At 67.5% G+C, this 26,943-nt stretch carries 19 protein-coding genes; 5 read left to right on the top strand and 14 right to left on the bottom strand.

Going from position 1 to position 26,943, the window contains the following annotated elements:
• Positions 1-111: 111 nt before the first annotated feature.
• The 8 genes from ACX27O_RS09690 to ACX27O_RS09655 all read right to left on the bottom strand — a co-directional run bounded on the left by ACX27O_RS09690 (position 112) and on the right by ACX27O_RS09655 (position 7,462).
• Positions 112-510: a hypothetical protein gene (locus ACX27O_RS09690; protein ID WP_458939306.1), complete on the bottom strand. Its 399-nt coding sequence runs from the start codon at positions 508-510 to the stop codon at positions 112-114.
• Positions 511-515: 5 nt separating this feature from the next.
• A complete protein-coding gene (locus tag ACX27O_RS09685; protein WP_363618314.1) occupies positions 516-671 on the bottom strand; it encodes a hypothetical protein in 156 nt (51 codons plus the stop codon).
• Positions 672-859: 188 nt separating this feature from the next.
• Positions 860-1,651 (bottom strand): hypothetical protein, encoded by a 792-nt coding sequence (locus ACX27O_RS09680; protein WP_458939305.1) that lies wholly within the window; start codon positions 1,649-1,651, stop codon positions 860-862.
• Positions 1,648-2,973, bottom strand: a complete 1,326-nt coding sequence (locus ACX27O_RS09675; protein ID WP_458939304.1) for a hypothetical protein — start codon at positions 2,971-2,973, stop codon at positions 1,648-1,650. The genes ACX27O_RS09680 and ACX27O_RS09675 overlap by 4 nt, the downstream gene beginning before the upstream one ends.
• Positions 2,963-3,745, bottom strand: coding sequence for an AAA family ATPase (locus tag ACX27O_RS09670; protein ID WP_458939303.1), 783 nt, complete (start codon positions 3,743-3,745; stop codon positions 2,963-2,965). The genes ACX27O_RS09675 and ACX27O_RS09670 overlap by 11 nt, the downstream gene beginning before the upstream one ends.
• On the bottom strand, positions 3,739-5,391 hold the full coding sequence (locus tag ACX27O_RS09665; RefSeq protein WP_458939302.1) for a transposase: 1,653 nt from the start codon (positions 5,389-5,391) through the stop codon (positions 3,739-3,741). The genes ACX27O_RS09670 and ACX27O_RS09665 overlap by 7 nt, the downstream gene beginning before the upstream one ends.
• Before the next feature lie 445 nt (positions 5,392-5,836).
• The gene (locus tag ACX27O_RS09660) at positions 5,837-5,971 is read right to left on the bottom strand and encodes a hypothetical protein (protein WP_458939301.1); all 135 of its coding nucleotides are present in this window, start codon (positions 5,969-5,971) and stop codon (positions 5,837-5,839) included.
• Positions 5,972-6,277: 306 nt separating this feature from the next.
• On the bottom strand, positions 6,278-7,462 hold the full coding sequence (locus ACX27O_RS09655) for a hypothetical protein (protein ID WP_458939300.1): 1,185 nt from the start codon (positions 7,460-7,462) through the stop codon (positions 6,278-6,280).
• A 667-nt stretch (positions 7,463-8,129) separates the two neighbouring features.
• Between ACX27O_RS09655 and ACX27O_RS09650 the strand changes: the two genes are divergently transcribed.
• Together ACX27O_RS09650 and ACX27O_RS09645 are read left to right on the top strand one after the other, a co-directional pair.
• Positions 8,130-9,926 carry a hypothetical protein gene (locus tag ACX27O_RS09650; RefSeq protein WP_458939299.1) on the top strand — a complete coding sequence of 599 codons (1,797 nt, stop codon included), beginning with the start codon at positions 8,130-8,132 and terminating at the stop codon, positions 9,924-9,926.
• The gene (locus ACX27O_RS09645) at positions 9,923-11,563 is read left to right on the top strand and encodes a UvrD-helicase domain-containing protein (protein ID WP_458939298.1); all 1,641 of its coding nucleotides are present in this window, start codon (positions 9,923-9,925) and stop codon (positions 11,561-11,563) included. The genes ACX27O_RS09650 and ACX27O_RS09645 overlap by 4 nt, the downstream gene beginning before the upstream one ends.
• A 104-nt stretch (positions 11,564-11,667) precedes the next feature.
• Here ACX27O_RS09645 and ACX27O_RS09640 read toward each other — a convergent pair whose 3' ends face one another.
• Complete coding sequence (locus ACX27O_RS09640) at positions 11,668-12,819, bottom strand: AbiJ-related protein (protein ID WP_458939467.1); 1,152 nt, start codon at positions 12,817-12,819, stop codon at positions 11,668-11,670.
• Positions 12,820-12,984: 165 nt separating this feature from the next.
• Between ACX27O_RS09640 and ACX27O_RS09635 the strand changes: the two genes are divergently transcribed.
• Positions 12,985-14,283: a hypothetical protein gene (locus ACX27O_RS09635; RefSeq protein WP_458939297.1), complete on the top strand. Its 1,299-nt coding sequence runs from the start codon at positions 12,985-12,987 to the stop codon at positions 14,281-14,283.
• A 756-nt stretch (positions 14,284-15,039) separates the two neighbouring features.
• Here the strand turns inward: ACX27O_RS09635 and lexA are convergent.
• From lexA to ACX27O_RS09610, 5 genes are all read right to left on the bottom strand, one after another.
• Positions 15,040-15,690: a transcriptional repressor LexA gene (gene lexA / locus ACX27O_RS09630; RefSeq protein WP_458939296.1), complete on the bottom strand. Its 651-nt coding sequence runs from the start codon at positions 15,688-15,690 to the stop codon at positions 15,040-15,042.
• Positions 15,691-16,034: 344 nt separating this feature from the next.
• Complete coding sequence (locus tag ACX27O_RS09625) at positions 16,035-17,201, bottom strand: hypothetical protein (protein WP_458939295.1); 1,167 nt, start codon at positions 17,199-17,201, stop codon at positions 16,035-16,037.
• The gene (locus ACX27O_RS09620) at positions 17,198-22,405 is read right to left on the bottom strand and encodes an NACHT domain-containing protein (protein WP_458939294.1); all 5,208 of its coding nucleotides are present in this window, start codon (positions 22,403-22,405) and stop codon (positions 17,198-17,200) included. The genes ACX27O_RS09625 and ACX27O_RS09620 overlap by 4 nt, the downstream gene beginning before the upstream one ends.
• Positions 22,406-23,021: 616 nt before the next feature.
• Positions 23,022-23,798 carry a recombinase family protein gene (locus ACX27O_RS09615; protein ID WP_458939293.1) on the bottom strand — a complete coding sequence of 259 codons (777 nt, stop codon included), beginning with the start codon at positions 23,796-23,798 and terminating at the stop codon, positions 23,022-23,024.
• A 554-nt stretch (positions 23,799-24,352) separates the two neighbouring features.
• The gene (locus tag ACX27O_RS09610) at positions 24,353-25,402 is read right to left on the bottom strand and encodes an aldo/keto reductase (protein WP_358126185.1); all 1,050 of its coding nucleotides are present in this window, start codon (positions 25,400-25,402) and stop codon (positions 24,353-24,355) included.
• Positions 25,403-25,511: 109 nt separating this feature from the next.
• Between ACX27O_RS09610 and ACX27O_RS09605 the strand changes: the two genes are divergently transcribed.
• Complete coding sequence (locus ACX27O_RS09605) at positions 25,512-26,015, top strand: MerR family transcriptional regulator (protein ID WP_210865811.1); 504 nt, start codon at positions 25,512-25,514, stop codon at positions 26,013-26,015.
• A 100-nt stretch (positions 26,016-26,115) separates the two neighbouring features.
• The gene (locus ACX27O_RS09600) at positions 26,116-26,940 is read left to right on the top strand and encodes an arginase family protein (RefSeq protein WP_387221553.1); all 825 of its coding nucleotides are present in this window, start codon (positions 26,116-26,118) and stop codon (positions 26,938-26,940) included.
• The last annotated feature ends 3 nt before the right edge of the window (positions 26,941-26,943 follow it).

Below are 26,943 nucleotides of genomic sequence, written 5' to 3'. Positions count from 1 at the left end.
TCGTCGTCGATTCGTAGCGTGGTCGCGTGCAGGAGGACACGGCACGCACGCGTCGACCCGAGGGCAGGAAGCCGTCCATTAGGTGCACTCGGCCGGTTACGACTGCCCTCATCACCGCGTGGCCCGGCGAATCGTCCACCAGCCGGGGTCAAATCCCTGCGCGACTGCCTCGATCGCAGCGAGGTGGTCGTCGGCGTGCGGGGGCGCGAGCAGAAACGCGGCGGTGTCGTTGGTGCCGATGGTCGACCGGATGGCGCCGGGATGCCGGTTACCCCAGCCCGGCAGCTGGCACATGGCGGCCTCGTCCTCGGCCGTCTCTGGATCGCTGTGCACGACAGTCAGGTGCCGGTACCCGCGGGTAGCGAGCTCGTAGGCGGGCAGGCGGGTCTCCGCGATCCGGTCGGCGGCTCCCCGGGCCGCTGGGCCACTGATGGGCTGGCCGTTGACGAGGTAGCGGGACAGGAACTCGGCGAGCTGGTCTCGGTCGCCGTCGGGACTGGCGGATGTCATGCCGGTCAGGCCTCCTTGGTAGGGACGATGACGACGTCGCCGAGAGCGGCGCCCAAGCGATCCAGGTGGTGCGTGACCCACAGCAGTTCCACAGCGGTGAGAACGACATTGTTCTTCAGTGGCTCCACCGGGGTGAGGTGGTCACTCGATGCTCCAGCCATGCGGTGACTGCGGAGTCGGTCGGCTGATCATGGGGTGATCTCCGCGGGTGCGGCGGCGCGTAGTTTGCGTAGATCGAGGATGTGGCTCTAGAGGGCGCCGGGGCTGAGGCCGAGGAGCCGGGCAATGGAGGCGACGCCGGCGTCGGGATTGGGCAGTAGGTCGCGGGCTGCGCGGATCAGGTCGGGATTCATAACGGTGGGGAGTCGGCTTTCGTTCCGATCCCACCAGTATCAACCGACGGAGCGTCTTCGGGTGGGTACCGGTACTGAGTGATGCCGAGGCTGAATTTGACGTCGGGGTGTAGCTCGACCGGGTGGAAACTGCCCAGGTCCGAGGCCTCGGTGCTGTGCACGACGAGCTGGTAGTCGAGGGCTTCGTCGACCAGGTCTGCATGTTCGTGGAGGCGGTAGCGGCCGGGCGTGTAGGGGTCGCTGAGCTGGTGGATCAGGTGCAGGACGTGTGGATCGGGGCCGAGGCCGTGGGCGTGCAGCAGCTGGTTGAGTCGTCGGCGGGCGGCGTGGTCGAGGGTTTGGGGCGCTACGTCGAGGGTGAGGGTGTCGCCGGTGTTGGTCAGGCGGGTGCCGCCGCCGGGCCGGACGCGGGTAGCGAGCTGGTCGGCGGCGGCGCGTACACGGTCAGTGGTCCAGTTCAGGACGGCGGCGATTTCGCTGAGGTGCAGGGATTGCCCGAGAGCGGCGGAGAGGACGGCGTGCACACGGGCGGTGTCGGGGCGCTCGTGGGGTGCTGCGGGTGCGGGCCAGGTTGTTGGGGTGGTGAGCCAGTCGGGCCAGGGCAGGTCGAGGCGTTCGGCAAGGGTGCGTAGCACAGCGCCGGGCAGATGGTTGAGCGCTTCGGGCCCTGGCAGGGTGCGGATGCGCGCCGCGGGGATGCCGAGCAGGTCGGCGAGCTCCTCGCTGGTCAGGCCGTGGTCGCGGGCGCGGGTGAGGAGGTCGGCGCCGAAAGTGGCGGGTTGGGTCATAGGTGGCCCGGTCGTGGTGCGAGTTCGGCTAGGACGCACAGATCGAGGCCGCGGTGACGCATCCAGGGGGTGGCGTGGCCGCGGAGATAGGCGCGGCTGCGCCGGTACCAGGGGGTGGGTAGGGCGGCGAGCCGTAGGCGTCGCAGGGTGCGTTCGGTGAGGTTGTCCGCGTCGCGCCATTGGCCGGTGAACAGGGCGGTATCGGGTGGTGCGGTGCCGGTGGGGTCGACGAAGTGCCGGTGGGCGCGCAGGATGGCGTGCGCGCAGACGGGCAAGGGGACGCTGCCGTAGTCGGTGTGCAGTTGGCTGCCGTCCGGTTCGATGCTGCTCAGCGCATCCGATTGGGGCCGGGCCGGGATGAAGGAGCCATCCAGCGGGTTGACCAGCTGGAGCACGGCGGCGGCCGCCGCGGAGGTGGACACGGCGCGGTTGAGGGCCACGGCGACCTCGGGGGTGAGACGGCATCCGAGGTCGCCACCGAATGGCGCGGCGGTGCGGGGTTCGTGGTGCAGCAGTAGCCCGAGCCGGAACAGCGAGGCTTGGGCGGCGCGTAACCGCAGCAGCGCGTCGGCGGGGTGCGCGGCGGTGTAGAGCAGGTCGGCGAGTTGGACGCTGAGCCCGGCGGTGAGTGTGCGGGTCGCGGCGATGACGCGCTGCGGGTCGGGCCGGTGGGTGGCGGCGAACACCTCGGTGCGGTTCAGCCAGCCGCGCATGGTGTCGAAGATGTGCCGCCAGGCGTCATCGACGAGAGCAGCTTGGGCGGCGGGAAGGCGGCGTTGGCAGGCGTAACGGAAGGTCAGGAACCCGGTGTGCGGGAGGATGACCGGTGGGATGTGCGGCGCCGCGGTGGCGGGTTGTGGCGCTGCGGCCGGCTCGGCGAGCGTAATGGTGAGCAGCTGCTGGGGACGCTGCTCGACGGCGTGGGCGAGGCCGGCGAGTGCGGGAGCGTTGTGGGCCGGGGAGGCGTCGATGAACCAGAGGTGAGCGCCACTCGCGGCCGCGAGGCTGATCAGGTGGGTGATTAGGTGCGCGGGCAGGGTGTGAGCGCGGTCGACGACGAGGTGGTCGATCTGATGACCGACCGTCCAGGCTTGGGCCAGCGGCCACCACTGCCTTTGGGCGGCGCGGGGTTGCGGCTCGACCTGTTTGCCCAGCGCGGCGAGCACGGCCAGGGCGAGCATGGCGGGGCTGGTGGTGCCCGGAACCGGCCGTACGACCAGCGCCCCGCGGTCGGGGCGGTCGACGCGGGCGAGAAGGTCGCGGGTGGCCGGGGTGTCGTGCGGGTCGCGTACGACGGTGACCCAGGGCCGGTCAGCTGGCATCGCTGGTGCCGGGGTGCAGGGCGAAGGCGTTGTCGACGATCTCAATGTCGAGGCTGGTGCGCCGGGCACGGCGGGCCAACAGGTGGGCGGTTGAGGAGAACAGCGCCCAGTTACGCCAGATGCCGTGAGCGAATTTGTCGTCGACGTAGTGCAGCAGTTCGTCGTCGACCTCTGCGTAGAGCCGGTGGTAGGAGCGCATGACCTGCGGCACCTCGGCGCGGCTCATCGGAGTGAAGGTCTGCCGGCGCCAGACCCGCGAGCGCAGCATCGGCTGGCGGGAGAGCACCTCCCAGCAGCCGTTGCCGCCGACGTAGAGCAGCCCGAAGCGGGTGTCGTCGTGGTCGTGCAGGTAGCGCAGCAGCTCGATGCATTCCTCGGGGAGCCGTTGCGCTTCGTCAACGACGATCAACCGAGGGGCGCGTGCCATTTCGCGGACCAGGGCCGCGGTCAGGTAGAAGCGGTTGGCCTGCCGGGCCGGTGGCGTCCCGGTGAGAGTTTGCAGCAGAAGGTCGGCCAGCAGCCGCATCGTGGGCCGGGACGGGAACGTGATGATGGCGACCTCGATCCGCTCTGCCGCGCGGGTTCGGGCGGCCAGCGCCGCGATGCAGGTGCGCGTGGCGAAGGTCTTGCCGAGTCCGGCCAGGCCGTGGATGACGCCGACCGCCTGGTGGTCGGCGGTGTCGGTGATGACGTGCCGGGCCAACTGCAGCGCGGGGGTGGAGATCCGGCGGGCGCCGGGCGGTCCGGCCTCGGGCGGGCGGCGGGTCACCACGGCATGTCCCCTTCTTGGTCGTCGGTGATCAGGTCGTCCAGGGCGACGGGGTCGTCCAGCGGTGCCGCCGGGCCGATACCGAGCAGGCTGGTCGAGGCCGCCCGACGCAGCAGATGCCCACCGCCGGCGGGCAGCCGGCCGGGCAGGGCCGCGACGTCGACGGGGCTGACCAGCTTCGACTCGGTCACCGGGTCGCCGCTGCTGGCGAGGGCGGCCAGCCGGCGGCGGCCACGGCGGCGGGCAGCGCGCTTGTCGGCGGCCGCCGCCCGTTCCGCGGCGCGGGCGGCGGCGTAGAACTGCTCGGCCTGCTCGTCGGACAGGGCATTGTCCGGGTAGCAGGTGGTCAGGTAGGCGCCGTCGAGGTAGACGTGGACGAACCGGTCGTCGTGCGGCATGTACCGCAGCCGGACTTTCTGCCCGCGCCGTTCGCGGATGAGCCCGGCCGGGCACACGTAGACCAGGTTGCGGAAGTGGATCCCGTCGGCGCCGATGGTCCGTCCGACGTCGGCCAACAGCAGGTGTCGCAGCTCGTCCTCGGGGATCAGCCGCAGCGGCGTCGGGTCCTGCTCCCATGCTGCGGCCGGGGTACGCCCGCCGATGCCGGTGTGGGCGTGCTCGCGGTTGTACCAGGTCACCCAGGCGGCGAACTGGTCGACGAACACACTCCAGCGCATCGGCAGCGTCTCGGCAGGGGCACCGGCCGCCGCGGCGGCCTCGTATCCGGCCCGGGCCAGGCTGCGGTCGTCGACCGGGCCGGCGAGGCGACCGGATAGCTCGCGCGGTCCTTCGGTGAAGCCGGGCAGCATCGACAGCAGCAGCTGGTCGGTACTGCGGTTGACCCGCTCGATCTTGCCTTTGGCGTTGGCGTGGTACGCGGGCATCACTGCTACCTCGACGCCGAGGGCGTTCATGGCGTCGCGTACGGAGTCGGCGGCGAACTCCAGGCCGCGGTCCAGCCGCAGCATCCCCGGCACGCCACGGGCAGGCCCCGCGTCGTCGGGCAGCATGCCCATGCGTAGCGCGGTCAGCACTGTTCCCGCGTGCGGGGTGAGCGCGATCGCCCAGCCGACGATGACGCGGGTGGCGTCGTCGATGAACATCGTCACCCATGGCGTTGTCGCCGGGCCACGCGGCGGCAGCACCAGAACTGGCAGGTTTTTGTGGTCGCCTTCCCAGACCTGGTTGCGGTGCGACGCGGCCCGGCGCAGGTAGACCAGCTTCGCCCGCCGGGCCCGGTCACCACCGGCTGCGGCGGCGGCCTGCGCTGGGGTGAGCTCGGCGGCGAACGCCCGCTGCAGCGTGCGCAGCGAAACCGGCGCGGCGTTGGCCCAGCCGGAAACGAACTCGTCCGGGATCGACATTGCGGCCGCCGTGGTGCGCCCGGCCAGCACCGCTGTTCGGGCCCGGTGCACCGCGGCCACGTTGCCGCGGAAGTCGACGTACGCGGCCCGGTCGGTGTCCGAGAGCCGGAACCGCGTCTCGTCGCTCCGCTCGACGGCGGCCAGACGCAGCCACACCGCGCGCTCGGTCACACTGAGCCCGGCGGCCACCAGCCGGACCATCGCCGTGGTGCGCTGCCCCGCCGCATGCGCCTCTCGCAGTTGGTGCAGGGCGGCGCTCCACTGTTCCGCATTCGGGCGTGCCACGATCCGCCCTCCCTGCACCACGTGAAGGATCGCCGATCGGGAAGATCACACCGGCCTAATCGAACGATGTCAAGCCCGCTCCACGCCACGGGCTGGGCGCACCGCTGCTCACCCCGCAGGCTTCGATTGCCAGCGGGGCTGGCTGCCCGGCATTTGCCGCTTGTGGTCGTGCCGCACCCACAGGCGGGCTAAGAGAGCATGGGCGACGGAGACCGTGGATGGGTGGACCAGGCGGCCGGAAGATCCAAGCAAGCTGCTGCACGAGGGCTGGTCGAGTGAGACCAAAGTGCCGGCGGGAGCAACCGACTCCTGCTAGCCTCAGAGCCGCAGGAGGCCCAAAGGGTTCCCGCGCCCGCCTTGGGGCCCGCTCATGCGGGCCCTTCGTGCATCTGGCGCCGTGACATGGAGATGCTCCTGTGCGGGCATGAGCCGCTGAGCCACTTCGTCAACGGCTGAGACCCAACGGCAGCATCTGCTTCAACTTCCTGTGTGCGCCGCCGCGCTTCTCGGTGGTGCCGGACAGTCCAATGCAGTCCGGCACTGCACGGGCGAGCAGGTCGAACAATGCGGTGACGATCACAGGCCGACGTTGATGGGGGCCTGGCCAGGGTGAGGAACTGAGTTGGCTGTGCGATGTTGTCCTCACTGGCCGGCATCCTCGATACAGCCGGCCAGGTTAGTGGAACCGTCCTGCCGCCCGCCGTCGAGGGATTCTCGGCGCTTCTTGGTTGACCGTTCGGGCTTGCGCCCGTCCTACTCCGAACGGCGAAGCAGACGCCGGCATCACAATCAGTAGATACACGGTCACCGCACAATGATGCCAATCCCCCGCTTTCCGGACCGCCTTCACCAGCAACTTCGTCAGGGTGCTGCGTGAGCGCACCCGTCAAGCGGGCTCGGTGGGGCGCAAGCTCGCGGGCAGGTCAGCAGCGATTAGTTCGGCCAATTGGTGCAGGAACGGCGGCAGCAGCACCGGCAATAGTTCGAACTGGCCATCGGGCACCATCGCCCTCAGCCGGCTCATTCCGTTGGCCATGAACAGCAGCATCGCCGCGGTGCTCGCCCGGGCTCTCGTGGACGGCGCAGGCTCGAGCAGGGCCTGGCGCAGCAGCAGCCGGTTAAGGCCAAACGTAATGCCGAAGAACCACTGCTTCAGGCCCGGACACTCAGGCGGAGGCTGGCCGGCGGCCAGCGCGTCGAGCTCTGCCTCGACGGCGTCGCACAACGAAAGCGCCCAGCGGTGCATACGATCGACGGCCTGCCAGCTGGCCCGCAGCTGCGCGAGGGACGCTTCGGCGACGATCCGCTCAAAATCATTGCGTGCGTCACCAGCCGGTAGCAGAGTCAAGCCATGGCCGTCGTTGATGTCGGCGAGCTGCGTGCCCTCCTCGGGGTACTCGAGCATGGAGGCAACCGGAACGGTCGCACCGGGCGGAGCCAGGGCCCGCGAGACGGCAGCGATGCCCATGTCGGACAGCTCGCTGGTGCCGCCCAGGACGCCGGAGATCGCCGTAGTGAGGAGGTCCCGGTTGGTGTACGGCTCGGTCTCGTAGGCGCCCTTATCGAACGGGGCCAGTTCGGGCAGTGCGAAGGGGATGCCGGCAGCGGCAATGCGGCCGTCGATGTCGCGGATGCGCTGAGGCAGCAGCGTGCTCTTGCCACTGTGCTTAGCTGCGAGCTCCTGCGCGGTGTCGGCGATCCAGTCGCTGCGGTCGGCATCCTCTACCGGTTCCCGTAGGGCTTCCAGTCGGAAGTCGGTGACCGCAGCAAGCCACGCCGCGCGCACGGCCGGCTCCGGGATCGGCAGGCCGGCCCCGAACGCTTCCAGGGCGAGGTCGCCGGGGCGGCGGCCCGGGCGGGCGTGAGCGCTGAGCCACACCACCAGATCGACCGATTCGGCCGGGACAGTGGAGACGCTTCCCCGACCCTGCCCGGCGCCATGCTGCTCGTTGCGGGGCAGCAGGCCCGCCGCACGCCACCGTTCGAACTGGGTGGGAGTGGGTGCCGCGCCACGCGCGCCGGCGGCGGCCATCAGCGCAGTATCGGCTGCGCTCGGCTGTTTGCGGACCATGACCAGCGACCGTACCGGGTGCGGACGACTTTTGGAGCCCCGCGAGCTTGCCGAGGATCGGATCGTTGCGGGCTGGTGTGCTGGTTTCCTGTCCGAGGCGATGAGCCTCTCATCCACAAGGAGTGAATAGGTCCATGACCAGCACACGCAGCTCATCGGCGCCTGGCCCAGGCGGACCGCGTCGGTGGATCACGATCGCCGCGGCCGCAGGTGCCGCAGCCGCCGGGGTACTGGCCGCGCACAGCACGCCGTGGGCGGTCGGTGTCGGCACCGCAACGGGCCTGTTCGTCGCAATCCGCGAGGTCCTTCGGCATTGAGTTCCTGGCCGCGGCGGGGATGCATGACCGGGTGCGCCGGGTGGCTAGACGACGGCGGTTGCGGTCGGCGGAACAGCCGACCGGGCGCTCGCCGTGAGATCACGGTTCGTGCTCGCTGGTGGCGCGGGGCCGGCGGTTATTCCTTGGCGGAAAGAAGGGCGTCACCGCAGGTCGGGATGTTCGAGCGCCGTCTAGACCCACCGCCAGTCCAGGTCGACGACTGCGGGGCGGGTGACCAGGGCTTTGCCGAGGTCGGTGGGACCGCTAGGATGATCTTCGAGGTACCGGCGTGTAGCTCTGCCCGCCCAGCCGACGCCTCCAGCATCATGAGCGGCGTGCGGATTACGCGAGTGCTGATCAACAATTTCCGTGGTTGGGCTTATCTTGACCTACGGCCGCGAGGCCACGTCCTGCTTGCGGGTGTGCCCCGCTCTGGGCGCAGCGACATCATCGCTGCGCTGAGACGGGCCCTTGATCCGGACGGGCCCCGAGCGCCCCGTCCGTCCGATATTCATCAGCGCACGGTCTCGATCGAGAGGCCCGAGGGCGAAGACCGGGAAGGTCTCCCGGTCGAGGAGGTAATCACCAGAGCCGACTTCGCGGAAGTCGAGGTCACGCTCACGGATCTGGACCCGGAGCTGCAGCAGCTATTCGACGGCTTCCTTGAGCCACTAGACCCAGCCGGCCACGCGAGTGAGGCCGATGACGCTGATTCGTCCGCCCCACAGTGCGTGCGACTGACCTACCGGCTGAGCTACGACGCCGACGCCGATGTGACTGAGGCGTTCGTCTACTTCCCGGTCCGCAGCGACCCGGCCATGAGTCAATACAGTCGCCTGCCGGCGGCGACACGCCGTGCGCTGCCGGTCATCAATCTGAACTCGTCTCAACCGCTGCAGCTACGGTCCGGCGGCGCCCTGCGCCGCATTCTCGACGCCCGCGACCCAGACGCCGCTATCGCCGCTTTCACGACGCTCAGCGACGCAGTCGGCGCTGCCGTGGCCGTCTTGTCAGCCGATAATGCGATGGCAGGCACGGTGAGCCAGGTACTCGAGACGGGCGGAGCAGGCACGAGGCTCGGGGACACGGCCGTCACCGCCGCCGACATCGGCTTCTTCGCTGAAGACGGCACGGTGGCAGCGTTGCTGCGGACACTGCAGCCGGCCCTTCGGCTGGACCAAGCCGGCCCGCTGGCTCTCACCAGCCACGGCAGCTCAGCCACGGCAGTGCTCTCCGCGGCCGAGGCGATGCTGCTGGCCAACCTACCTGGAGCAGTCGTTCTCGCCGACGACTTCGGTGATCAGCTCGACGCCGCTGCAGCCCAGCACCTCACCGCGCTGCTACGCGCCCGATCCGGGCAACTGTGGCTGTCAACGAGACGTCCCGAGGCAGCGCGGGCGTTCGAGCCGGCCGAGTTGGTCCGCCTGGCGCGGCACGACGGCGTACGGGCGCACCATCAGCTGGACAGAATCACCGACCGCAAGGCACTCTCCGCGATGCGGCAGCTGCACACGCAACTGCTCACCGCGATGTCCGCACCGACCGTCGCCATCACCGAAGGACCCCACGACGTCGCCGTCTACAGCATGGTTGACCGCCGCTACCCGCCCGACCGGCTGCCGTTGTCGGCGCGCGGCGTGCGCCTCGTCGCCGCTGGCACTGGACAGGACGGCGGGATCGACCAAATCCCGCGAGTTGCAGACCTGGCCCGCAAGCTTGGCTTCCGGGTCATCGCCGTGATCGACAAGGACAAGGACAGCGCGCAAGCCGCCACGCAGGTAGCGCGGATCGAGGCTGCCTGCGACAACGTGATCCGGCTGCCTCCGGGGGCCATCGAACGCGCCATGCTCGCCGGCATCAGCATGGACGCGATCGTCGCGGGGAGCGCCACCCTCACGGAGTACGGCATCCCCGACCCGGTCGACGGTCGCACTGGCGAGGCGGCGGTCATTGAGCTGTGCAAGGTTGTACACAAGCAGGGCCTGCATGAGCAGCTTCTGGAGTCCCTCTACGCCGAAACGGGCGCCCATCCGCCTCTCATCCAAACCGTCCTGGCCCTCATCGCGGCACTGGCGACCACCCCACCCAGCGAAAACAAGCTGACCGACCTGACCGACATCGCGCGACCCGTGGCGGCCACCTCATGACCTACGAACCCCGAGGCACCCAGAACGACGTAATCACCAGCTCCGCGCCCGTGATCGTGGTCAGCGGCGGAGCTGGCACCGGCAAGACCACCACCGCTGTAGCCGCTGCGCGCGCTTACCTGGAGACGACCGACCGCCAGCTGCTCGAGACTCGTCGCGCAGCGGCGATCGCGGACCAACGAACCCGACTGGCAGCGCCCCAGCGGGTCCTTTTCTTGTCGTTCTCGCGTACCGCGGTCACGCAGATCATCGACCGCGCGGGTTCGATCATCGGACCGTACGGACCGCGGCTGGAGGTCGCAACGTTCGACGGCTTCGCCTGGCGCATCGTCACCAGCTTTGGCCCTCATCACGGTTACCCGCCGCCGCTTTCGGTCCTGAGCGCCGCCAACGCGCGTGTGCCCGGCGCCCCACCAGGACTGACATACGACGAACTGCTCCCGGCAGCCATGAAACTTCTGACCATCCCCAGGATCGCCGAGCACTACAACGGCCGGTACGGCATGATCATCTGCGACGAGTTCCAAGACACCGACACGGAAGAGTGGGTGTTCCTGCGGACGATTGCACCTTCAGCCCGACTGATCCTGCTCGGCGATCTCCACCAATGCATCTATGACGGGTTCAAACACGTAGACCCGAACGCGCGGATCTCCGACGCACTCGCGTTGCCCGGCGCGATCGAGATCGATCTGCCACCGGCAAGCTTCCGGGACCCCACCGGTGTGCTGCCCGCTGCGGCCGAGGCAGCGCGCAAGCGCCGATTCGACGACCCAGCCATCGCCTACGCGGCGAAAGCCGGGCGCCTTTCAATCACCCGTACTACCTCCGCCACGGGCTACGCAGAGGTCATCGATCTCGTGCGCGACGCCCGACTGCAGGGGCACACCGTCAGCATCTTCACGCACACCAATGCGGCCACGACCGAGCTTTCCGACGCCATGCGCCAGGCCGGGCTTAACCACGAACAGGTCGGCCTTACCGAAGCGTACGGGGAGGCCCTTCCGGCGCAGCTCGCCCTGATTCAATATGCGCTCGGCGAGGACGCGGCACCGATCCGCCGCGCCCTCGCCGTGTACATCACGGCAAACCACCGAGGTAGGTACCTGCCTGCACTTGCCGAGCAACTACTGATCGGGACGAATCCTCAGCTGGAACATGCTTTGTCCGGGTTGTGCCAGGACCTGCGGGCTGCAGCCCGTTCAGCACCCGACCTTTCCGGCGTTATCGCCGGGGCGTACCGCCGGGTCGGTACCTTCCGAGGGCAGGAAACCTGGACGCAAGCGGCGGAACGAACTCGCAATGCCCTTCGGGGGGTCAACCTCGACCACGGAATGGCGGGCATCGAGGCACAGCTACTTCGGCTGCGCGACGAATCGCTGGTCGGTGGGCTTAGCCCACGCCGGCACTCGATTCAGGCAATGAATCTTCACCAGACTAAGGGACGCGAGGCCGACACCACCATCCTCCTGCTTCGCCCAGACGAGTGGTACGGCTACGAACAAGATCCGTATCCGAACGGGTCGCGGTTGCTCTACGTGGTCATGACACGTGCTCGACAACGAGCCCACCTGGTGGTGCCAAGCGCAGCGCACCCATTGTGGCAGCCACTCATCGATGCCTGCGATTCCTACTGAACCGGCACACGGCTGCACCCCCAAGGAACGGGTGTGGCTGAGCCGGAATTCACGTAATGATTCCCTCCGGCCACTGCCGGGTTGCCGCATGAGCGCCGCGGTGCTCAGCCGGCGTAGCGGGCGGCGAGCCGGTCGAAGAAGGCGTCGAGCCGGCGGGCTGTGTCCGGGCCGTCGGCGAGCTCGGCGCCGCCGAAGCGATAGACCTCATAGCCGGCTAGGCGCAGCTCGCGGTCCTCGGCCATCATCTCGGCGTACAGGCGCGGGTTGGCGTATCGCCGCTTGTTGCCCGACACCTTTTCATCAGCGTAATGCTGCACGCCGTCACACTCGATCACGACCCGGACCCGGTGCGGTAGCAGCATCAGGAAGTCCATCCGCTGGCGTGGCAACGGCGGTGTGCCGGGCGAGTGGTAGCTGCGCACATGCGGGTCGTAGTGCAGGTAGACCTGTGGGATCAGCGCCGGGATGTCCGGGCCCAGGCGCAGGGACCGGTCGGTGTAGGCGCGCAGCACCCGCCGTTCGGCGTCGTTGTCGCCCAGCGACCGGTCCAGCCGCCGGCACAAGCTGAGGAATACCTCCCGCGCCGGGGCGCCGGTCATGCCTTCCCGATCGGCCCACCACCCAGTCAATTCGGTCCATGTGAGCCCGTGCGCGGGCAGCGGGCGGTCGTACATCAGGCAGTTCTGCGCGTTGCGAGTGATGCGTAGGTCGTTATTGAGCGCGTCGACGAGCACGATTTCGGGCTTGGGGCCGATCGCGGCGAAGATCAGGTTCTTCATGGTGCCGCGGACGCCGGAGCCGATCCGGCGCGGGGCGAACACCGGGGCACCGCTGATGTCGTCGATCTGGATCAGCTTATAGCCGTCGTGCACAAGCACGCCGTTGAGGAACTCGCCCAGCCGTTCGACCTCGGCCGGGTCAGTACGCACAGCAGGGTGCAGCATCTCGGCGAGGAAGCGCAGCAATTTTTCGTCACTGTCGGCTAGGCCGAACCGCGGGTCCTCGAAGATCCAGTCGTCGTCCCAGTCCTCGTTCATCACACGGTGCTGGACAACGTCTTGGAACGCGTTGGCGTACCGAGGGTCGTGGCTGGGCAGCTCGTCGAGGTCGTAGAGCCGGGCCAGGAAGTCGGTCTCCGAGAGGGCGCCGCTCCAGAAGGTGTGCGCCGGCGTTAAGAACTCTCGGAACCCGTTCGGCACGCTGCCGCGCAGCCAGCCGAGGCCCTCGAGGATTCGGCGTCGGGTGACCTCGGTGATGTATCCGGCGATCGGGACCTCCGGTAACGGTGTCGAAGCGGGAGGTCGCCGGTGGGCGGCCCTGCAGGTTTCTTACCGCCCGCCGCTGGTTGCTGTCCAACCCCGACCGTGGCGTCTCCAAACCTTGGCCGAGTCGCGTCGTCGCCGTCTCTTACAGTGACAGCCATGTCAATCGCCGGGCATGCCTCCGACCGGTTCTGGAGTCAGCAGCGGACCACATTGTCGGAACTGCTGCTGCGCGCGGGCAACCAACGCGCAGCGCGACTGCTATCGCTCGTACCAGCCGCGGAACTCGGCGATGGAGATCCGTGGGATCCGGTTCAAGTAGTGCTGTTGGTACGGCCGACCTTCCTGGACCTGTTCCGCCCGGCAGACCTGCGAGCGATCGCCGGGCAGATGAACGAGCTCAAGAGCTGGGACTCCAGCACTGGCCACCATGTCACCGTGGCGCCGCTGCTGGCAGACCCTTTCACCCGTGCCCCGCTGGGCAGCACCGGGACCAGCGCTATGCAGCTGCGCGACGCGATTGCCGAGGCGCTGTACGCCGTCAAGTCGTACGACCTCCCCGAGGTTTGCCGGGCTTTAGGGCTCGCTGATGGTGATGTCGATGAGGCCCACGCGAGCAAGCGCAGTTACGTGCGCAGTCGGATCCAGGGCTACAGCGAGGATCAGCTGCTCGAACTGGGCGACCGGGTGGTGGAGGAGCACTACCTTCCAGAGTTATGGGGACTATTGCAAGTGCTCGGAGCCCGCCGAAGTGGGGTGTGCACCCCCTTCCGGAATCTGATCTTCGCCGCCGACGGTCCGAAACCCGAGCTGGTGCTCGCCGACGCGGTCAGCAACACCATCGAGATCGTTAAGAATGAGGACTTCTGCCTGGTGTTCGACCGGCCTCTCGGTGATGCTGGGCTCACCTGGGCAGAAGTCGTGGCGTGGTGGGCCGAGACTCATGCGCCCGCGGCCGGGAGCGAGCGTGTCGCCGCGAACCAGTTGCATGCCCGTCTTCTTCGGTCGCTTGATGCTGGCCGCCCGGTGTCGGTGGAGCCCGGCCCGGAACGGCAGATGTTCCTGGCTTACACAGAGCTACTCAAGCAGCACGGCTTCCAACTGCCAGCGCTGATCCCGCAGGTCTATCTGCACTACGACCCTTATAGCCGCCAATACCGTCGCGCCGCAGGACCGCTGCCGCGCCAACGTATGGACTTTCTGATGCTGCTGCGCGGGCGCCGTCGGCTCGTCATCGAGATCGATGGCAAGCAGCATTATGCCGAAGGCGATCGGGCGAGCCCGCGGCTGTATGCGGAGATGATGCGCGAGGACCGGGCACTCCGCTTGGACGGCTACGAGGTCTATCGGTTCGGGGGCCACGAGTTCCGCGACGTACAGCATGCGCGGACCGACATGCGGGCCTTCTTTGGTCGCATCCTCGCCAACTACGGCTACCTTGAGGACGCGTCCGCATAGAGACCAGGGCTCCTCTGCGGCGGTCAGCAACGCCAGGCGGTGCACCTCGCGCGACGGCACCAGCCGTCGGAGTCGGGCTGTGATGCCGTACCTGACCACTACCTCACGGGCGGAGGCAGCGAGCGTGAGGCGGTCCAGCGGCGGTATGACGTCGAGGCGCTGCGGGCGCCGATCTGGGAGACCACGACGATGTGCGGCCGGGAGTGGGCGCTGATGCTCGGCGGTGACGGCGGGATGCTGGGCAGGTGCCGGAAGCCGGCGTTCGCGCCGACGGTGTCTTACGCTGATGGACCGCCTGTTCTCCGCGCCAGCGGTCGACAGCAGAGCCTCCGTCGTTGCGCAGGTAGTCGCCGACGTGGTGCGTCAGCACGGCTACGCGGAGGTGCGCGTAAGGTTCCCGGTGACCAGCTTGCCGCCCTCCGGAAGGCGATCCGGTCGCTGATCAGGCAGCAGGCGGGGCACCCCGCCCAGACACTCGTGCACGGCGATCTCCTGCTGGTGGTGTGATCCGCTGCGGGACCCGGCGGCGGAGATGCGGGCAGCAGCCGAGGCGGTAGGAGCGGCACTGTTCGGGAATCAGCCGCGTCCGGCCACGCGACCCGAACGGCCAAAGGTGGTCAGGTGGACCGCGTGGGAACTTGGGTAGGCGTCGGATTGACGTGCTGTCGGCCTTCAGCACGCTCGCCATTTGCGGGTGCTTGAGCTGGATATGCTCCGCACACGGCACCACGCGGGGCTCAAACATCGGCCCTGACGCTAGATGCGCCGAAGCACACAGACGACCTTGCCCAGGATGACCGCGTGTTCGGCGGAGATCACCTCATAGAGCGGATTTCGCGGGACGAGCTCGATGCGACCGTCGCGGGTCCGGTGGGCCTTGACCGTTGCCTCGCCCTCGATCATCGCGGCGACGATGTCGCCGTTCTCGGCGACCGCCTGCTGGCGTACGACGACGACGTCTCCGTCGCAGATCGCCGCCTCGATCATGGAATCGCCCTTAACTATCAGAGCGAACAGTGTGCCGTGCCCGACTAGGTTGCGAGGCAGCGTCAGCTCGTCCTCCACGTGTTCCTCGGCGAGGATCGGGGCGCCGGCAGCGATAGTGCCAAGCACGGGAACCTTGAGGCCTGGCTTGTCTGCTCCGTTCGATGCCGGGCCAACCTGCGCCCTGCGAATGTCGACCGCCCTGGATGCATTTGCCTCGCGACGCAGGAGGCCGCGCCGTTCAAGCGTGTTCAAGTGGTGCGCCACGGACGAGGGGGAACCAAGCCCGACCGCTGCACCGATCTCGCGCACTGTGGGTGGGTAGCCGTGCTGCTGGACCCAATCGCGGATCACAGTCAGGATGCGCTGCTGCTTGGAGCTGATGTGGGGCGGCTCGGCCTCGGCACCATCGGAGGTTGTCATTCACGCACCATACAACGGACTTTGGCACGTGTGTACTAACACGCTGACTGCTCGTCGTTGACGTCCTCGCCGCCAATTTGGTGGCTCGCGAAGGTGGTGGTGCGGGGTCGGGTGCCACTCACGGTGTCTAGCAGCCGGGCCAGCACGTCAGGGCACAGAAACACGACGGCGCCGTGGAAGGAGGGCGCCAACGGCGGGCAGCTGCTGCCGTGGACGAGGGGCCCGCCTTGCAGACCGCTCCCTAACCACTCAGGCATTCCCCGTGAACGCCCGGACCGATTCGGCCGGTCGGGGTTCCTCCGTGTACGGCGAAGAGGAGCTTCAATATGGAGAGACTAGGGGCATCAATCGCTGCCCTTTGGTGAGCCGGGTGATGGGGCATTCTCGGAATGGCTTACGGTCACGCCGAGGGAAAGTCGATCCTTACCGACGGCGTCTACGAGGGTTTGGTAAAGGTCGGTGCGGAGGATTAGGTCGGCTCCGTGGATGGCTGGTTCGAGTGGGCTGTAGTTGCCGTCGTGGATGAGGAAGCCGCGCCATTGCCGGCCGACAATTGCTGTGCCGTTGTCGTCGACGAGGACGTGACGTAGTGCTGGTGCTTCGGGGCGGAGCCCGAGGAGAGCAATGACTTCGATCCGGGGGACGAGTGTGAAGCGTTGGAGTCCAACTCCACGGTCATGCGCCGGGGCGCCCGGTTGGCCCTCGTAGTCGATGAATGCGGCGAGGGGTCCTCGGGTGGAGCTGAGGGCGATGCGGGCTCGTTCGGCGTCGAGATTGGGTGCGAGGTGTTTGTAGCCGACGGCCCACGGGTGCGGTGTGGTGCGGGAGAGTGGCATGCTGTTGACGGGCGGCGGTCCGTCGCATGCCTCGAGTCCGGTTGCGATGAGTATTTGCCGGGCTGGGGTGTCGGGGTAGCGGGTGGCGAGTGTTGCTTGCCGCTCGAACATCCCGAGCTGGACCCATCCTTTGTATGGCTCCTCGCTGACGCGTACCGGCTCGCCGTCTGCACCGGTGAGTTGCCGGACATCCGCGAGAGCGATTGCGTCGGCGGGGGGCCACTCAGCGTCGTCTTCAATCCATGGGATGGGTGTCAGAGACCAGTTGAGCGCACTGGCTCGGGTTGGGGGCCGCGGAACCCTTGATGCTTCGCTGCGGAGCGCCCATCGCGCGTTCGGCGCCAAACGTTGCGCGAGAGTCTGTTCGAATCGTCGAGGGTCTGATAGGACTCCTTCTAGCGCTCTCGCGGCCCGGATGCCGGCAGCAGCCGACTGCAGCTCGTTCTCGACGACTTCTTCGTCCGCGAGGTACGCGTCCGGCATCCGTCTGGCCCACGATGATCGCAGATGGTCGATCTGTTCGCCGAAGCGTTTCCCGATGTCGTCGACCTGCCCGACAAGCCGATCGACGATTGCTTCACGCAATCCCGGGGGCTCGTTCGCATCCTCAAGGCGGTCATGGAGAAACAGAGTCACGAACCCTTCAGCCCGTTCCTCCGGTGTCGCCGATGTCATTCGCGCTTCCTCATGAGGTCGTGGAAGGCAGCTCGTACCTTCGGGGCGGGTTCGGTCGCCGTCGGGTACGGAACCGGACGGCCGTGTGCGTCCAGGATCCGGCCCGCGAGCGCGCGCACTGACAACCAATCCGTTCCAGCCAGCTGCGTCAACTCTGCCGCCATCTCATCAGTCAGATCGCCAATCGGCAGGCAGGTGCGTATGACGTCCAACAGCCATGTGATTCGGCCTGCGTCCAAGCGAGCTCGCAGCACGTGGACGAGTGCTGCCTGCGCGATCCTCGGGCGGCACGTCACCAGCAGTGTGGTGGCGAGGAGCGTCTGCCGCAGGTCCGCGCGCAGGGGCTGCGAGATCGTCGCCAACGCAAGCGTCGCCAACGCGACATCCAATGCATCCTGCGAATCAGGGGTTGCGGTCGGGCGGTACGTGTGACCGGCCCGTTCCGCGGTCCCCGGGAGCCGATGCTGAATGATCGGGAACGCAGCCTCCCAACACTCGACCGCCGTACCACCCGGCGCGCCGGTCGGCGCCGAAGCGAACGCTGCGACCACAGCCTGCGTCACCCCGTACGTACTCTGCGCATCTGAATCAACCGTCTCGGCGACCGCCGCCGCCAGCGTCCTCTCCGCGGTAACCGAATCCAGCTCTTGTGCTGTGGTCCACAGGTTTACACGTTCCCGTCCGGCGAACGTGCGCCACCCGCCCCCGCCGCGGATACGGATGTAAGCGAGCGTGAGACAGTAGCTCGCGACCGTCCTCAACGCGTCGCTGGTGCCGTCGCAGCGGGCGGCGAGGCCCTCGCCAAGACCAGCGAACACCTCGTTATCGGAAAACCGGGAGACCTCACGGGCGACGTCGTCAACTAGCCCGATACCCGCCTCTGCACCATAGGTCAGGGTCGCTTCAATGATGCGCCATCCGATGGCGTTCGTGACCGCGTCAAGGTCCCACCTGGGAGCAGCGTCGTCCCGATACCGCTGGTTGTCGAATTCGCGTGCCGCGAGTATCGCACCCGCCCGGCCAACGAGGACGACGGGACGCTGGTCACTCACAAGCCGCTTCTGCAACTCCAGCGGGTCAGGCTTCGGGCTGGAGTCCCATGCGCTGTTCCGCTTCTGCTCCGGACGCGGCGTCCGGGTCGGGAAAGCTGCGCCACCCAATCGGACGACTGCGTCGACAAGCTCCGGTGTCACCGCGGACTTGGGCTGATCGCTGGAGTACAGCATCGGCTGGTCGTCGTAGGTCGCCGCGACATTGTTCGCGACAATGGCGAGCATCACGTCCGTCTGCGGGCTCCTGCCGAGCTCATTCGCGAGCCGGGTGAGGAGCTCAAGGTCCGTGGTCGGGCGACGCCAGCCCGTCCCGACGGTCAGTCGGAGGGCCGCCAGGACGATTGGGTCCGCGGCCATGGCCTGGGTTTCGAGTAGGTGCGCGTGTGCGGTGTACGCGCGCACGTCCTCGAACCCAAGCATGGCGAGGAGGGTGTCCGCGCCGTCGATGCCCACAGCAATCGGATCAATGGTTGCGGCCTCCTCCCACCACCGGGTCACGAAGCCTGAGGTGCCGCGGCCGTTGGTGTGCTGCCGCACCAGGTAGACGAGATCGACGAGCTTCTCCAGGCATGCGCGTGCGGCGTCGATGTCGACGTCGGCGATGTCGTGGATGCTGTCGATGATTTCCAAGATGGTGGGGTCTTTATGTCCGCCGTAGCTCGCCAGGAGTAGACAGGCGCGGCGCCAGCATTCGTCGGCTTCATCCTTCGCGCCGGCGGCGACGCAGATGCGGGCGGTCGCGAGTTCGAAGTCGGCGGTGATGCTGTACTGGGTGTTGGTGTCACGGCGTCGGTCCCGGATAACCTTGATCAGGGCGTGGGTGGCGCCGACGCCGATGTGGTCGGAGACGCGAGACAGGATTTCGAGAAGGTCGTTGGTTGCGAGGGGCCCATTCTCGGGCAGTCCGAAGTTGGTCGTGGTGGTGGTGCCGTCGCCGATGGCGACGAGGTGGGCGAGCACCGGGTCGAGGTCGCTGGTTTGGACGACGATGAGGGAGCTCTCGACGACCTTGTGAACAAGCGAGTGAATGGAATACAGGTCGCACGCCCGCGGGTCACCGGTGAACGGGTGTGCTTCAGCCGCGAGGTCCGCGAGCGCGACCAGGACGGCCGTGGAGGCTGCTTCGGCCGTGGTGAGGCCGGCGGCGACGTCCTCTGCGACGCCGATGGTCGCCACCGCGTACCGCAGCCAGGCGCGATAGAAGCCGACGCCCGCGAGCTGACTGGCGTACTTGAGCGGGATGCTCCGGTCGAGGGCGTGGGCGAGGGTGAGGAGCGAAAGCCACCGTTGGATGTTGCCGTAGTTGGCGGAACGACGGGCGAGGATGGCGTCGGTCGCGGCCTGGATGTCCGCTTCAAGGTCGATGGTTCCCAGCCCTGCGAGAACGTCACCGGCGGGGATGCCATAGTTCAGGTACCCGACGATGTCGAGTGCCGGCGCAAGCCCCCACGCCTGCCGGGCGAGGTCGGCCGGATCGGGTAGGCCGGGTGTCCCGGCTGCGGCGAGGTTGGCGAGTGCCAGGTAGACCCGAGCGGCCTTGTCGGGGTCGGTCATCGCCGCCGCAACATCCGGCATGAACCCCGCCGGGAGACCGGCGGTGAACACGTCGACCAGATCTTCAAGGGACGCGTCGTGGTCGAGTTCTAGGTTCTCGGCAACCTGTTCGGCCAGGTTCGGCGGGACGTCACCGCGCTGATTGCGGAGGCGGAGCGCACCGAGCTGGATGGCCAGGTGGAGAGTGCCGTCGCCGTCAGAGCTGTAGGTGGAGCGTTCGCGTTTCGATTCGGACTCTCGGGCGTCGATGTATGCCTTCCACGGGGCCGCAGCCCCGGCTCGATCAACTGACTCACAGAGGCGGAGCCCCCACCGTGACGGGAATGTGGGCCGTCCTTCGTACATGAGTCGCTCGGCTACGACGTCGGCACCGACGATGGCCACCACGACCTCCGCGTACTCGACAATCGAGTCGGTCAGCGACTCGGTCTCGTAAGTGTCAATTGACTTGCGGGTCTCGACGCAGGTGATCAGCGTCGGCCAGTCGAGCCGTGCTTCGGCTTCACGGGCAACGATCCCGACGACCCGCTGCAGCGCCTCCGGCGGTTGGAACGCGCGGATGCTTTCGGCGACGAACCCCGGCTGGATGAGCTCCTTCAGTTCGTCGTACCGGTCCAAGTGCGCGAGGAGCTCGGGAAGGTGCCGGAACGCCCGCGCGTCGGTGAAGAACCCGCGAGCCGCGAGCCACGCGGCCGCGCTTTCACGGATGGACGCGACCCACTCGTCGTCCTTGCCGCGCAGGATGTGCCGGCTAAAGCTTTCGTGGTGGATGCGCAGGCCACCGAGGCCGGGTTGCGACTTCAGCACGGGTGCGAGCGTCTTGAGAGCGGATGCCAACAACGTCTTCACCATTGGGGGAAGCAGTTCGCCGAGCTCGTCCGCGGACAGCGCGAAGTCGCACAGCGCGAGGATACCGATGGCGAACAACTGGTCGTCGGTCATGGCGCCAAGCAGGTACTCGTAGTACGCGTCGATGTCAGTGGCCGTGTCGGGGACACGCGCCAGCCGGTGAATGATGTCGTTGACCGTGCTCGGCGCTGCGCCGTCGTCGAGCGGTGACGTGCGGGTCGCGTACCGGCACAGGTAGGTGGCGTAGAGCGCGTTGCCGCCGGAACGGCCGTGGACTAGATCGACGATGGCGCGTTCGTCGTCATCATCGAGCGGCTCGGTCCCCCCGGGCTCGGTGAGGAGCCCATGCTTGGTCGCGAGAGTGCAGATCTCCTCCCACGACATGCGGGGCATCTGGACGAGGTCCCCGGCCGCGGGTGCTGCGTTCGCGAGGTGGGAACCGGGTTGACTCGCGATGAGCATGCAAACGCCGGGCGGGAGGTCGATGGCGGCAAGCTGGTCAACCAGTAGGCGGGAGGGGTCCGTCTGTCGGCTGGTACGCCGGCCCAGAACCCGGTCAACGTGGTCGAGACCGTCGACGATAAGAAGCACGCTCTGCCCGGGGCGCGTCTCGCGGCATGCCTCCACTGCGACGGTGAGCGCTTCCGGGGTAGCGGCGAACCTGGGCCGCAGGTCTGTGGTGGCTTCGGGCACGATCTGTTCGAGCTGCCGCAGAAGGCTTCCGATGACAACGTCGGTGAGGACGCGTTCCTCTCGGTTGATGTCGTTGGCACCGAGCCAGCAGTGGTGCCGGGCAACAATCCAGCCTTCGTCGCGGTGGGTGTCTGCGAGTTGTTCGCACAGCCAGGACTTGCCGACACCGGGTTCGCCGGTAACGACGACGCGGCCGCCGGCGGGGGCGACGGCGTCGACATGCTTGCGCACTTCGGCGGTAGCGCCGGCCCGGGGCACGACGATGGCCGTTTCGATGGGGTGTCCTTCGGCGACGGCACCGAAGTCGGTGGTGAGCCCGACTTGGGGTAAAACGTGTTCCCGCGCGACGTTCCCGTCGAGTGCGCGGGCGCCAGTGGCTGCATGAGCCAAGGCGAGCGCCGCATACTCGGGTCGAATGTTGGTGTTAGGGGTGCGGCCAGCGCCGAGCTCTTCGATAACGCGACGCAGGAGCGCGCGCTCAGCCAGACCGGGCGCGGAGAAGTCGAGCGTCGAAGCCGGGGCGCTGGTGTCGATAGTGAGGTGCTCGCACGCCGTGCGGATCTGAACCTCAGTGAGACCGGCAAGGCGCGTCTTCCAGGGTTCAGTTTCCTGGAGGGCCGTCGGGTTGAACTTGAACCTGCGGGTGGCGACGCCCGGCAGCGGGTGACCAGGGTCGCCTGCCGCGTCAACGGGTTTTAGCACGACGGCGAGGTCCTCATCCGGGTTGCCGTCGCGGACGATGACCCGGTACGTAGTGCCGGGGTGCTGGTCCAGGTCGGATAGGAGAGCGCCGAACAGCAAGTCGAGCCGGAGACTCCTCCCGTCCCCGGAAAAGCTGTCCTTCGACAGCTCGCGGTCTAGAGTCGTGTGCTTGATCTGGATACGGAGTCGCCGACCGGTCCTGTAGGCGATAGTCAGGTCGTCGAACCGGTCGCCAGTGAACCCCTTGGTGTCGACCGTGATGTGTTCGGCGGTGCCAAGCACCAGGTCGACGAGGGCGATGCCAGTGATGAGGTCCTGGTATGCGTAGCCGTAGTGCGTCGCCCTCAGGTTCATGCGCGTCCTCAAACTGGTTTCAATCCGGCAAGTCGGGTGCTGGAGGAGAGGCCCGTCACGCTCGGGTGAGTCGATGATGGCACGCGGGACCGACAGAGTCCTGTTCCACCAAGGCGGCGCGGTCACGCTGACCACACCGTTGGTCCGCCACCGCAGCCGTCACCTCGTGTCGAAAGTGTGCAGTTCGGCGGCGGCAGGCACCGGACGCATCCGGCGAAAATGGTCACAGCAGTCGGCTCCGCGGCAAGGACCCGAGGCGACATCAGCATCCGCTGACTGCCGCCGATCACGTCGCTCGTGCCCGTGCTCTGCCGGCTCACCTGACGTTGAGGGCAGCAGCTCGACGCGCGAACGAGCCGCCGCTCCCAGCGGGGTTTGTGTCATGCGCTCGCGTCTGCTGGCTGATCACCGCCGGTGTCATCGAGGGGCGTTTGCCGTCACTTCGTCAGAGACCCGCATGGAACCCACCTCACCGATGCCTGCTCGGGCCTGCCCGGTGCCGAAGCCGTCTTCAAGCTACGCGCCCCGATCAGCAACGGCGACTTCGACGCCCACTGGACCTACCGCCTTGACCAGGAGAAAAACCGCGTCCACGCCAGTTGCTACAAGGGCAACGTCACCTTGACTTGATCATCTCTCCGGAAGAGCCACACCCGGTTGAGTTCGAGGGCGGCTTCCGGGTGTCGGCCGGCAGTAAGGCGATCTGCGCGGCGAGGCGATGCTGCGCCAGCTGCGGCGGAAGCAGCTCGGGCAGTGCTTTGTAGATCGTGCTGCGAGACACGCCGACGAGTTTGGCGATCGCGCTGATCGAGCGGTCCGGCTCTGCGAGCAGCTGGCGGGCGTAGGCAAGTTTCTCGGGGGTCATCGCTGGCGGCCGGCCGAGTCGTTGCCCTCTGGCGCGGGCGGCGGCCAGGCCTTCGTTGGTGTTGGCGACAATGATGGTGCGGATGAACTCGGCCAAGGCAGCGAACACGTGGAAGACGAACATGCCGCCGGCGGTGGTGGTGTCCAGCTTTTCGTGCAGCGACAGGAATCCCACGCCCTGGCGCTTGAGCCGGCCCACGATCGCGATGAGGTCTTCCAGGGAGCGGCCGAGGCGATCGAGGGACACCACGATCAGGGCGTCACCGGGTCGGACGTAGTCGAACATGCGGGCCAGCTCCGGCCGGTCTGCGTTCTTGCCTGAGGCCTTGTCGAAGAAGCAACGCGCACAGCCGGCCGCAGTCAACGCCGCCTCCTGGCGAGCGAGGTTCTGCTCCCGGGTCGACACCCGGCCGTAGCCGACGAGCACTCCGGACGGCCGGGCCTGCGCGAGCGGATCGTCCGGTGCGGACGTGGAAGCGGTCATGCGGTTCAGGGTGTCCGACAAACCTGTGATCGGTTTCTTGGACACGCCGACTTTCTGGACAGGGTTGTTGGACAGCTCCGACCGGCAGGCGGGCCCTGTCTCGATCTTGTTCAGGAAACGATCGTTTCTCGGACAGCCCCGCCGTGCCCCTTGAGGCCCCGCCTCCGCTTACATCGGACAGCCCTTCCGGTCGGGCCGTTGGGGAGGAATCGCCGACTCGATCTTCCGCAATGCCGAAGATCGAGTCACTGAAGATCGGTGACGCACGTACTGAAGGGCGGTGTCGTCCCTACCGAACGCCCGCGTCACCGGCCGCTGAAGTGCCGCTGGCGCTCAACAACAGGATCTCGCAGTTCGCGGGCCAAGCGCTGCCCCCACGACACCATCCTGACGCGTTACGCACAAGAACTGTCATTATGATGCACGTGTGATATGCCCGTTTTGTGGCGGTGATTTATTGGATTACTGTTACCGGTAAACCGTTAATTGCCATAACGGGGTGGACGACGTCGCGTGTGGAGGGGCCCCGAAGGCGCGAGGGAGACGGGCACCTCCCGTCTCCCTCGATTCGAAGTCCTGGCCCAGCCCTATCTGCTCGATCAGGCCGCGGCGCGGTCGGCGAGTGGGCGGCGACGCAGTGCGGTGTCGGTCAGCGAACGCGGGGGCATGGGAGCGTTCGGGTTGTACAGGTTGGTCCCGGGCGGCACGATCTCGTCGATTCGGTCGAGGGCCGCGTCGTCCAGGGTCAGCGCGGCGCCCTTGAGGAGATCCTCCAGCTGCGGCATGGTCCGCGGTCCGATGATCGCCGAGGTGACGGCCGGGTGGGCCACTGTGAACGCAATGGCGAGCTGCGGGAGGGTGCAGCCGATGCTCTCCGCGAGGTCGACGAGCTGCTCGACGACGTCGAGCTTGGCGGCGTTTTCCGCGAGCGTGGGATCGAATCGTTCCGGCCGGATTGTGGGACGCCCGGTGGACAGGTCGATGGGCTGGTTCTTGCGGTACTTGCCGGTGAGGAACCCGAAGGCCAGTGGGCTCCAGACAAGCACGCCCATTCCGTAGCGCCGGCAGACGGGCAGGACCGAGGCCTCGATCCCGCGGGCCAGGATCGAGTACGGCGGCTGCTCGGTGCGGAAGCGTCCGAGGCCACGACGCTCGGAGACGTGATGCGCCTCGACGATCTCCTCGGATGGGAACGTCGAGCAGCCGAAAGCACGGATTTTCCCCTGACGCACGAGGTCGCTGAGCACCGAGAGCGTCTCCTCGACGTCGGTCGAGTCGTCGGGGCGGTGGACCTGGTAGAGGTCGATCCAGTCGGTGTTCAGGCGCCTGAGGCTGTCCTCAACCGCCTTGAGGATCCAACGCCGCGAGTTGCCACTGCGATTGCGGCCCTCGCCCATCTGGAAGTGCACCTTGGTGGCCAGGACAACGTCATCACGGCGCCCCCGCAGCGCCTTGCCGACGATCTCCTCGGACTCTCCCTGCCCGTACATGTCAGCGGTATCGACAAAGTTGATCCCCTGATCCACCGCGGCATGGATCATACGAACGCAATCGTCATGGTCGGAGTTGCAGCCATCCTGGAACATCATGGTCCCGAGGCAGTAGGCACTGACGTGAATGCCAGTTCCACCGAGGGTGCGATAGCGCATGGTGATGCTCCCTTGATTCAGCCGTGATCGCGGAGCGACAGAAGTGTCGACCGCACGGGAACCCTAGGATCTAGAGTTGACTCTAGGTCAAGCCGCTAGCCTGAACGGCATGGCTGAGGTCACCACAAATCTGAGCATCGGGCAGGTCGCCGAACGCACCGGCTTGAGCGTCCATGCGCTGCGCTTTTACGAGCACGAGGGCCTCTTCGTCAACCCTGTGCAACGTGGACCTGGCGGGCGCCGCGTCTACAGCCAGGATGACGTGGACTGGCTCACCGTCTGCATCATCTTGCGCGCCTCCGGCATGCCCCTGCCCGCGCTACGCCGATACGCCGACCTCGTCCGGCAGGGAGCCGGCAACGAGGAAGAACGACTCACGCTCATGCGCGAGCACCAAGCCCACGTCACCACCCAGATCGGCAGACTCGCCGAGTGCCTGGACCTGATCAGGTTCAAGGTCGGGGTGTACGAGGACCTCCTCGACCCGGACAGCGGTGGCGACCGCCAATGCCACGCGGCATCTCCTTCGGCGAACGACGAAGACGCCAACAACATCGGGCTCATCAATGGCCCGCGAGGACCAGTGACGCCGGACCCGGCGCTGAGCCCGTAGTGGTCGTGCCATGGATAAGCTCCAGCGCTTACGGTCAGGTCGTCACTGTCAGCTCTTGCGAAGGCGAGAACCCATGTCAGCGTCCCACCCCCCGTCGCCGGTGATCACGCATTTCGCGGCCCGCGCCGGCGACCACAACGACCGGGCCATGCAGGCGTCGGGAATGATCGCGGCCGAACTCGCCGCCCGGCTGGGTTCAGCGCCGGTCGTCATCGGGTCACCCGAACCCGCGCTGTGTACCAACTGGGAAGAAGAGTTGGCCGCGGCTCGGCCGGCACTGCGCGCCATGGCAGAGCATTTCGACGGGTTGTTGCGCGACGGCGCCTTTCCGGTCACGGCGCTGAGCCGCTGCGCGGTCGCTCTGGCGACGCTTCCCGTCGTCGCCAGGTATCGCCCGGACGCGGTGGTCGTCTGGTTCGACGCACACGCGGACCTCAACACTCCCCAGAGCAGCACGACCGGCTACCTCGGCGGCCTCGCCTTCAGCGGCCCGCTCGGTATGTGGGACTCCGGTCTGGGACAGGGGCTGAAGCCAGAGAACGCGATCCTTTGCGGGGCACGTGACATCGACCCGGGCGAGCAGCCCCTGATCGATGATGGCGTGATCACGCTGGTCGGGCCAGGACCGGACCTGGCGAAGAGGCTGCGGTCCGCGATCGCCGGCCGTCCGGTCTATGTGCACCTCGACTGCGACGTCCTCGAACCCGGCATCGTGCCCACCGACTACCTCGTTCCCGGCGGCCTCACACTCAGCGAACTCAGATCCGCCGCGCTCGCCATCGGCGAATCCGACCTCGTCGGCTTGGAGATCGGCGAGTTCGAGGCCGGGGAAGACGCCAATGGCCTCCCAGTCCACCCCGGTCCGCTCCTGGACGCTCTTCAGCCGCTACTCGACACGGCGGTGGACCTGCGTGCTGTTCCGTAAGGG

This window comes from Micromonospora sp. SD19 (genome assembly GCF_054462275.1).
Note: the sequence above shows the minus strand (reverse complement) of the source record. Positions and strands in the feature narration are given on the sequence as shown.

Excerpts from the sequence above, each read along its gene's own strand:
- ACX27O_RS09645 (WP_458939298.1), top strand. The coding sequence starts at position 9,923 with ATGACCTACGAACCCCGAGGCACCCAGAACGACGTAATCACCAGCTCC.
- ACX27O_RS09625 (WP_458939295.1), bottom strand. The coding sequence starts at position 17,201 with ATGACATCGGCGACACCGGAGGAACGGGCTGAAGGGTTCGTGACTCTG.
- ACX27O_RS09620 (WP_458939294.1), bottom strand. The coding sequence starts at position 22,405 with ATGAACCTGAGGGCGACGCACTACGGCTACGCATACCAGGACCTCATC.
- ACX27O_RS09605 (WP_210865811.1), top strand. The coding sequence starts at position 25,512 with ATGGCTGAGGTCACCACAAATCTGAGCATCGGGCAGGTCGCCGAACGC.
- ACX27O_RS09635 (WP_458939297.1), top strand. The coding sequence starts at position 12,985 with ATGTCAATCGCCGGGCATGCCTCCGACCGGTTCTGGAGTCAGCAGCGG.
- lexA (WP_458939296.1), bottom strand. The coding sequence starts at position 15,690 with ATGACAACCTCCGATGGTGCCGAGGCCGAGCCGCCCCACATCAGCTCC.
- ACX27O_RS09655 (WP_458939300.1), bottom strand. The coding sequence starts at position 7,462 with ATGGTCCGCAAACAGCCGAGCGCAGCCGATACTGCGCTGATGGCCGCC.
- ACX27O_RS09675 (WP_458939304.1), bottom strand. The coding sequence starts at position 2,973 with ATGCCAGCTGACCGGCCCTGGGTCACCGTCGTACGCGACCCGCACGAC.
- ACX27O_RS09685 (WP_363618314.1), bottom strand. The coding sequence starts at position 671 with ATGGCTGGAGCATCGAGTGACCACCTCACCCCGGTGGAGCCACTGAAG.
- ACX27O_RS09680 (WP_458939305.1), bottom strand. The coding sequence starts at position 1,651 with ATGACCCAACCCGCCACTTTCGGCGCCGACCTCCTCACCCGCGCCCGC.
- ACX27O_RS09690 (WP_458939306.1), bottom strand. The coding sequence starts at position 510 with ATGACATCCGCCAGTCCCGACGGCGACCGAGACCAGCTCGCCGAGTTC.
- ACX27O_RS09610 (WP_358126185.1), bottom strand. The coding sequence starts at position 25,402 with ATGCGCTATCGCACCCTCGGTGGAACTGGCATTCACGTCAGTGCCTAC.